This window comes from Okeania sp. SIO2B9 (assembly GCF_010672505.1).
Lineage (GTDB): Bacteria > Cyanobacteriota > Cyanobacteriia > Cyanobacteriales > Microcoleaceae > Okeania > Okeania hirsuta.
The window spans coordinates 1-3,982 of the sequence record NZ_JAAHGK010000719.1 but is presented as its reverse complement, the minus strand read 5'-3'; the positions used below and the strand labels follow the sequence as shown (position 1 = coordinate 3,982).

At 39.3% G+C, this 3,982-nt stretch carries 3 protein-coding genes; 1 reads left to right on the top strand and 2 read right to left on the bottom strand.

Annotated elements, in window-relative coordinates; all coding sequences use genetic code 11:
- Positions 1-761: calcium-binding protein (locus F6K13_RS22205; RefSeq protein WP_287288401.1), on the top strand; the 761-nt coding region annotated here is incomplete at its 5' end.
- Positions 762-990: 229 nt separating this feature from the next.
- On the opposite strand, the gene F6K13_RS22200 is transcribed toward F6K13_RS22205, so the two are convergent.
- Both F6K13_RS22200 and F6K13_RS22195 read right to left on the bottom strand, forming a co-directional pair.
- Positions 991-1,779 carry a hypothetical protein gene (locus F6K13_RS22200; RefSeq protein WP_124145070.1) on the bottom strand — a complete coding sequence of 263 codons (789 nt, stop codon included), beginning with the start codon at positions 1,777-1,779 and terminating at the stop codon, positions 991-993.
- A gap of 372 nt (positions 1,780-2,151) precedes the next feature.
- Positions 2,152-3,982 (bottom strand): DUF4912 domain-containing protein (locus tag F6K13_RS22195; protein ID WP_287288399.1); only part of this gene is annotated, 1,831 nt, incomplete at its 5' end.

Genomic DNA, 3,982 nt, shown 5'->3' with positions numbered 1-3,982 from the left:
TGGGAACAAACGGTGATGATAATGAGATTCTCACAGTAGAGCAAGCTACTTCTTTTCCTGGGGGAGTATTAGCTCTCAGTGGTGATGATATCATTACTGGTTCATCTGCCAACGACTTAATTTTTGGTGGTGAAGGGAAAGATGAGTTATTTGGAGAGGGTGGTAATGATATTTTGTATGGCAACAAGGACACAGATTTTCTCAACGGTGGCCTTGGTGATGACATATTATATGGAGGTAAAGGTACCGATCTATTAAATGGTGGAGATGGTAATGATACTCTGATTGGTGATGCTGGTGTTGATATTTATAAAGGTGGTTTGGGAAGTGATGTATATGTTTTCAGAACAGAGTTAGCAGGAATAACACAAGATTTAAGTAATGTTATTTCTTTACTTCCAGGAATTCCCAGTAGTGTTGAATTGCCTAATGCAATTATTACTGATTTTAACTCTTCTGAAGATATTATTGGATTAACAGGAGGGATGACAAAATCTGATTTGATATTTGAAGATTTTAATAGTTTTGAGGAGTTTGGGATTAATACAAATTTGATTTTACCATTTGTCAGTGATGAACTTGAACTGTTAACCAAAGCAGATATTTCAGTACAGGATTTAGATCCAAATAATGATGGTGTTTTAGAGGGTACTGCGATTAAAATGAGTGGTACAAATCAGCTTTTAGGATATGTGTTGAACACAACTTCGACAGAAATAGCAGCGTTGCCAGAGTCACAGTTTATTAGTGTTAATTTTTAACAAAAAATAGCGAGAAGTCCCGCGTTCTAGTGCAAGGGAACGTCGTATAGGAAAGCGACCATGTTATAATATAAGAACACAGGGGGAGGACATCACCTCTGTATAAACTGCAACTCCTTTGCGGGTTGAAGAATCCCGCGTTGTCGCTCAAGCACGGGCGTCGGGAGCATGTCAAGGAAGACGCACATAGTTTTCTAGGTTGACAGCAGCATTAAAGTCTCTGTCAGCCTTAAACACCCACAGAAACGGCCACTAAGCTATCTAAAATTAACTGACCAAAAACTTGTTCCATTTCTGTTGCTATACGTCCATACTCTCCTTCATAGGGTGTCATTTCTCCCCGATGCTTAATTAAGGACTGTAGAACTGTTACTGCGTGTTTCTTAAACTGTGTCGCTCGCCAAAACAAAGCAGCAGTTTCCATATCCCAGGCACTATTTTTCTGGGTACTGCTTTCTAAGATATTAATCAGACTTTTAACATTATCAGTCCTTTCTCCGATTAGCTCAGGGTAATTATAAGCATGATAATCTTCAACATGATGGCAAATCATTAACTGTACTGGGTAAAACAGTGATTCTGCCTGATGCCGAAGACTGTCTACCAGTAAGGGAGAAGCAAAAAGACTCTGACCCAATTGTGAAGCAGAAAGACCCGAATCGCGCATCAACCCATAAAGGTTATTAGCTTCGTCAATGATATTAATGTCTCTAAGATTGTCTGGAGTTACATATCGATCGTTAGACCCGTAGCGAACAATATAATTAGCTTCAGCAGCATACATTTCCAGAAAAGCAAAGCCAGATCCACCAGCACCCATTGGTACACTGGCAACAAACATATAGTGCCCCTGGTAACTACCTGTGTAGATAACTATGCCCCAACTGTCGGTATGTAATTGAGCTGAAGGAAAATAACGGTTGACTAGACGTTGAGCGCGCTGAGGATTGGAGCAAACAATACCTGCTGCTGGGAGAGGTTTCTTGATAATTACGTTTTCGGATATGGTGAATTTCATGGGAGTACATTAACTTTTCAGGTCGCGGAGCAAAGCAAAGAGCTTCTACGTTAGCAAATGGTCCAGGACTTACGCACTGACATATAGATTTAGGGTTTTGTGCGTTACGCTATCGCTAACACACCCTACCAATAGCGTTCATGCGTAAGTCCTATGGTCATTCGCTCCTACTGTGGTCTACCAAAATGAAAACCGCTGTTAGCGATCATCCGGACATGATCTAATATAATCAGGACTTACGCAAAGGCACTATTTATAGGGTAAATTAACTATTGGACAATAGTTTTGAACAGTATATATAGCGTATCTGCGTAAGTCCTAATAAGATAATTGTAGATGGATAAATATTGCGAGATTTACCCACCCTATTACTTAGGAATATAACTTAGCTACAGAAACAGTAAGCTCTCCGTTATTGTCATCAGGATAAGTATCAACAAAAAAGACATACAAAGTAGTGGTCTCCAAAACCTCTAACGTTAGTGTTTCGTGATACCCATTCAAAGTAGACCAGGTTTGCCCAACCGGAATATTCGTCTTTTTATTCTTGACTTTTCCACCAAAAATCCAAAGTAAAACAAATGGTTCACCAGAGGGACAAATATTAGAACCGTAACCAAATGTACCACTTTTAATCCGTGCAACATAAATACCTGGTTCAAGGGTTTTAGAGACGGCCGTTTCTTGCAGTCCCTTGATTTGTGCATCATTTAGTGAATAGCAATTGTTATGACTATGGACAACAAGATGCTGAATCTCACAGTCACCAGGAGTAATATTGCTTGCTGCGATCGCTGTTTCTTCTTCACTTTCTGATACTTGAGATATTACATCTGTATCAATAGCTGTTTCGCCAGGAAGAACTGTTCCTACTGCCTCAATATCATCAGTTCGAGTCAAAACAGGTATTCGCAGTGGGTCAGAACAAACAATCCTTAGCCACTGCAAATTATCAGTGACATAACCAATCTCTGCTAAATAATCAACATAACTAAGAGAACCAACATTGATAGGTATTTTCTGTTTCTGGATAGACTCCTCACAATCGTATTGTTGTATCTTTTGAGCTTTTTGTGAGTCTATATCAACATCTGTAACATCATAAATCCGCAATTGGTATTGCTTTCCACCTTGTTGTTTTGCTGCATCTTTAGCAGCTTGAGAAACTACTAAATGAACACAAGCACTCTGATTATCATTAGGTACTATAGTAATCCAACTGGATTTCAATGCTTCCTCTGGAATAGTTACTGTGGTGGGAGTTGTGTCTAATTGTGTACTTTTTACTTCATCACTGTCTACAGTAAAGTTAGGTACAGGTATCCAGATACGATTAGAACGAGCCAATTTTAACCACTCACCATCATCAGTGACATAGCCTATTTCTGCTTGATATTCGCGTTCTTTTACAAAAACAGGTGCTTGCATTTGCTGAGTAGATTCCTCACAATCGTAGGCTTGTACATTGTATGCTGGCTGTGTATCCAAGTCAATACCTGTAACATCATAAATTCGCAACTGGTATTGTTCTCCCCCCTGTTCTTTGATTGCATTTTTCGCAGTTTGAGGAACTTCCCAAACCACCATCATATTCTCTTCATTCTCAGGAGTAATAGTAATTTTACAGGGAGGTAATACCCATTTTACTGGTGTTTTACCTAATAATTCTGGTTCTTTTGTTACATCTATATTTTCATCTACAGGATATTCTGATATCCGAACTCGGTTAGAACGAGCCAATGGTAGCCACTGACCATCATCAGTAGCATAACCTATTTCTGCTTGATATTCGCAATCATCTAGTAAATTTCCTACTTGCCACTGCTGATTTGACTCTTCGGAATCATAATACTTGGTACTGTGAGCTGGTTGTGAGTCCAGATCGATATTTGTGACATCATAAACCCGCAGTTGATATTGCTGACCTCCATATAATTTAGCTGCATCTTTGTCTGCTTGTGGAACTGACCAAGTTACTGATGCACTTTTATTATGATGAGATGTCAGGTTTATTTCACTATTTAGTTCCCGTTTTCGATTTGCCCATGCTGCTAATAATCCTGCGACTCCTAATCCTCCTAATATTTGACCTATTCCGATACCATCTGTTGGAGTTGTTTGATTTCCATCAGCGGGAGTTGTTGCTTTATCTGTAGTATCTACCCCTACTTCTGGTATTGATATTCCCGTACTGTCACCTCCA